This is a genomic window from Sphingopyxis sp. KK2 (assembly GCF_001990265.1).
GTDB lineage: Bacteria > Pseudomonadota > Alphaproteobacteria > Sphingomonadales > Sphingomonadaceae > Sphingopyxis.
The window spans coordinates 1-3,347 of sequence record NZ_LYVN01000235.1; the positions used below are offsets into that span (position 1 = coordinate 1).

General features: G+C 68.2%; 4 protein-coding genes and 3 pseudogenes. 3 read left to right on the forward strand and 4 right to left on the reverse strand.

Annotated elements, in window-relative coordinates; translation table 11 throughout:
• Both B1A78_RS22430 and B1A78_RS23240 read right to left on the reverse strand, forming a co-directional pair.
• Positions 1 to 181 (reverse strand): annotated as a pseudogene (locus B1A78_RS22430) (cytochrome C); the annotation flags it as partial.
• Positions 178 to 495: a hypothetical protein gene (locus B1A78_RS23240; RefSeq protein ID WP_256839741.1), complete on the reverse strand. Its 318-nt coding sequence runs from the start codon at positions 493 to 495 to the stop codon at positions 178 to 180. The pseudogene B1A78_RS22430 and the gene B1A78_RS23240, both read right to left, overlap by 4 nt.
• Here B1A78_RS23240 and B1A78_RS23385 point away from each other — a divergent pair.
• A pseudogene (locus tag B1A78_RS23385) lies at positions 391 to 777 on the forward strand (cytochrome c); the annotation flags it as partial. The gene B1A78_RS23240 and the pseudogene B1A78_RS23385 overlap by 105 nt on opposite strands.
• Positions 778 to 802: 25 nt before the next feature.
• On the opposite strand, the gene B1A78_RS23245 reads toward B1A78_RS23385, so the two are convergent.
• Complete coding sequence (locus B1A78_RS23245) at positions 803 to 1,465, reverse strand: cytochrome b (RefSeq protein ID WP_077148805.1); 663 nt, start codon at positions 1,463 to 1,465, stop codon at positions 803 to 805.
• Entirely contained in the window at positions 1,462 to 2,175 is a 714-nt protein-coding gene (locus tag B1A78_RS21040) for a cytochrome c oxidase assembly protein (RefSeq protein ID WP_077148806.1), read from the reverse strand. Before B1A78_RS21040 ends, B1A78_RS23245 begins: the two co-directional genes overlap by 4 nt.
• Before the next feature lie 80 nt (positions 2,176 to 2,255).
• On the opposite strand from B1A78_RS21040, the gene B1A78_RS21045 reads away from it, so the two are divergent.
• Entirely contained in the window at positions 2,256 to 2,714 is a 459-nt protein-coding gene (locus B1A78_RS21045; RefSeq protein ID WP_256839743.1) for a DUF2231 domain-containing protein, read from the forward strand.
• Positions 2,711 to 3,347 (forward strand): annotated as a pseudogene (locus tag B1A78_RS21050) (sorbosone dehydrogenase family protein); the annotation flags it as partial. The gene B1A78_RS21045 and the pseudogene B1A78_RS21050, both read left to right, overlap by 4 nt.

Here is a 3,347-nt window from a genome sequence, read left to right on the forward strand (position 1 = left end):
GTCCCACCCGCCCCTTCGGCCAGGCGATCCCGGGCATGGCATGACAGGCGCCGCAACCGAGCCGCGCCGCCGCGTCGCCGCCGCGCGCGATGGCGTCCGCGTCGGCGGGTGCCGTTTCGACCGGGGCGGGCGCGCAGGCACCGAGCAGCATCAATACCGAAATCGCAGCGCCCCCTTTCATAGCCGTTCACCGTCCTCGTTCCACTTCGGGAACCACCTCGCGCGGCCATTGGTTCCCGAAGCGTGCGCAAAGCCCCTCTTCTCCTCCTGCTCCTCCTGCCCGCGTGCCATGCGCCCGCACCGCCCGATCGCTTTCGCGCGACCGGCGAGACGATCGCGATGAGCGGCGGCGACGCGGGCGCCAAGGCCGCCTGCTTCACCTGTCACGGGCTGAAGGGCGAAGGCGACGGGCGCGACGCGCCGCGCCTCGCCGGGCTCGATGCAGGGTATCTCCACCGGCAGCTCGACGATTATGCGAACGGCCGCCGCGAACATGCGACGATGCGCGAGATCGCGCGCAAGCTCGGCGACGGCGACCGCTCGAAGGTATCGGCCTACTATGCCTCGCTGCACCCCGGGGCGTGGCCGGTCGACGCCCGCAACCCGGCGGGTGCCCGCATCTACGATGAAGGCGATCCCGCCCGCGGTCTCCCCTCTTGCGCCTCATGCCATGGCGAGAGCGGCGCCGGCGATGCGGCCAACCCGCCGCTCGCCGGTCAATCCGCCGCCTATATCGCGGGCCAGCTCACCGCGTGGCGCGACGCGAAGCGCAATAATGACCCGCTGGGCGAGATGCGGCGCGTCAGCCGCCTTCTTTCGCCTGCCGAGCTCGAGGCGGTGTCGCGTCATGCGGCGTCGTTTCCGCCCCGTCCTCCGGAAGTTCCGGCAACATCCCCCGCAGCACGTCGTGCCGATCCCAGAAGTGATGCTTCAAAGCCGCGCCCACATGCAACGGGATCATCGCGACGAGGAGAATGATGAGGAGCGCGTGGATGCCTTCGGCCCAGTCGAGGATCCACCATTGCCAGCCCTTGTCCAGACTGTCGAAGGGCATGTGCGGCCAGGGCACGATCCCAGCCACCTCGAGCGGTTCGCCCCCGACCACCGACCACATCGCCCAGCCCGAGAGCGGCAGGCCGAAGAAGCAGACATAGAAAAGGATATGCGTCACATAGGCCGCGACCGTCTGCCAGCCGAGGCGATCGGCATCATTGACCGGTCCCGGGACGATCATCCGCCAGATCGCGCGCAGTGCAGCGAGCACGAGCATCAACAGGCCGAGTTCGGCATGAACCCGAAACGCCTCCAGCTTGTCGCCGCCCGCATCGATGCGGCTCATCCGCCAGCCCCAGCCGAGCTGGAAGAGGATGAGCGCGGCCATCGTCCAGTGGAAGATCTGCCCGACCGGCGAATAGCGTCCGTCCGCGGCATAGCGTGCCGCCCACGCCTGGATCGCCTCGATCATCCCGCCACCCGGCGCGGCTCGCCGAGCAGGTGCCAGCCGGTCCACAGGGCCGCGCCGAGGTAGAGGGCGGCGGCGGGCGCCCACATGATGAGCCCCGCGAGCTGCTGATCTTCGAGCGGCCCCAGCCCCCAGGCCGTCGTCGTTGCGAGATGAGGCAAATAAAGCGGGGTGCCAGCGAAGGTGATGAGCGCGCCGATCAGTCCCATCTGCACCATCATGACCAGCAGGAGACCGATCGCGAGCGGCGGCGATGACGATCGAAGCGACGCCCAGAATCCGAGCGCGGTCGCGAGCAGCGACAGCTGCATCAGCCAGAAGACACCGTCATGGGCCAAGGCGTACCCATAGGGCGCCGGCGCATGCCAGATCCAGAAGGCGAGGATATGCGCGGCGACCCAGAGAGCGGCGCCGCCGCGCGGCCGAAGCCGCGGCAGGCCGAGCGCAAGCAGCGGAGCTGCAACCGCTGTCAGCACGATATGATGGGCGACGCGCACCGAGAAGAGCGCCGACGACAGGGCGCAGAGCGGCGAGACGAACAGCAAGGCGATCAGTCCGAAGCCGAACCAGAACGGGCCGGCGGCCTGCCGTCGCACCGCGACCAGCGCTGCGATACCCAGCGCCAGCAGCAGCCAGGGATCGAGATTCCAGCGCATCATCCAGTCGGCCGGGATCGGCGCGGGACCGCAATAGGGAATAGAGGCAGGATCCATCGATTTGCCAACGTCGCGCCCTGCGCGCGGGTTCCGGGAAACCATTGAGCGCCCGGCGCATTATCCAGACGGGGGCCAGCATGGAGATCAATATGGCCACGGCCCCATCGCCCCGCATCGAGCCGGCCTATCGCCGACGCGTCCCCCACCCGCTGCACGCCATTCTCCTTGCGTTCCCGGTTGCGCTGTTCAGCTGTGCGCTCCTTTCGGACATCACCTATCTCAAGAGCGCCGAGATGCAGTGGAGCAATTTCTCGGCCTGGCTGATCACCGGGGGGCTCATATTCGGGGCGCCCGTGCTGCTCTGGGCGGTCATAGCTTTCGTCCGGGCCCGAAAGGGACCGACGCGCACGCCCGCCCTCGCCTATTTCCTGCTGGTCCTCGTCATGTGGATCGCTGGGCTCGTCAACGCCTTCAAGCATAGCCAGGATGCGTGGAGCTCGGTCGGCACCGCCGGCGTGACACTTTCGGTCGTCTCCGCCCTTGCAGCCATTGGCGCCGCCTGGCTTCTCCACGCCGCGAAGGAGCCCCGCGCATGACCCGCCCGACATCTCTCACCCTCGTCGCCGCAGCCGCCATGGCCGCGGCGCTCGCAGGCTGCGGCAAAGGCGGCGAAAAGCTCGACCAGACCGGCGCCAGCCCGAGCCTGCCGAAGATCGACGAGACGCTCGTGCCGCCGATGAAGATCGCGAGGCCCGCGGGCTGGAACGGCGAACTTCCGACCGTTCCCGCGGGTTTCACGATCACGCCCGTGGCGACCGACCTGAAGATTCCACGCCAGATCCTCATCCTTCCCAATGGCGATATCCTCGTCGCCGAAGGGTCCGGCGGCCATGCGCCGAAACTCCGGCCCAAGGATGTGATCGCGGGCTATATCAAGAGCCTCGGCAAATCGTCGGTCAAGGGCGGCGACCGCATCACCCTGCTGCGCGACGCGGATGGTGACGGCAAGCCCGAGCTTCGCACCAGCTTCATCAAGGATCTCGACGCGCCCTATGGCCTCGCGCTTGTCGGGAACAGCCTCTATGTCGCCAACCAGGGCGCGCTGCTTCGCTTCGCCTATACGCCGGGCGCGACGAGCATTGCCGGCAAGGGCGAGGAGGTCACGAAACTCCCGGCCGCGATCAACCATCACTGGACCAAATCGCTCGCGGCGAGCGCGGACGGCACGA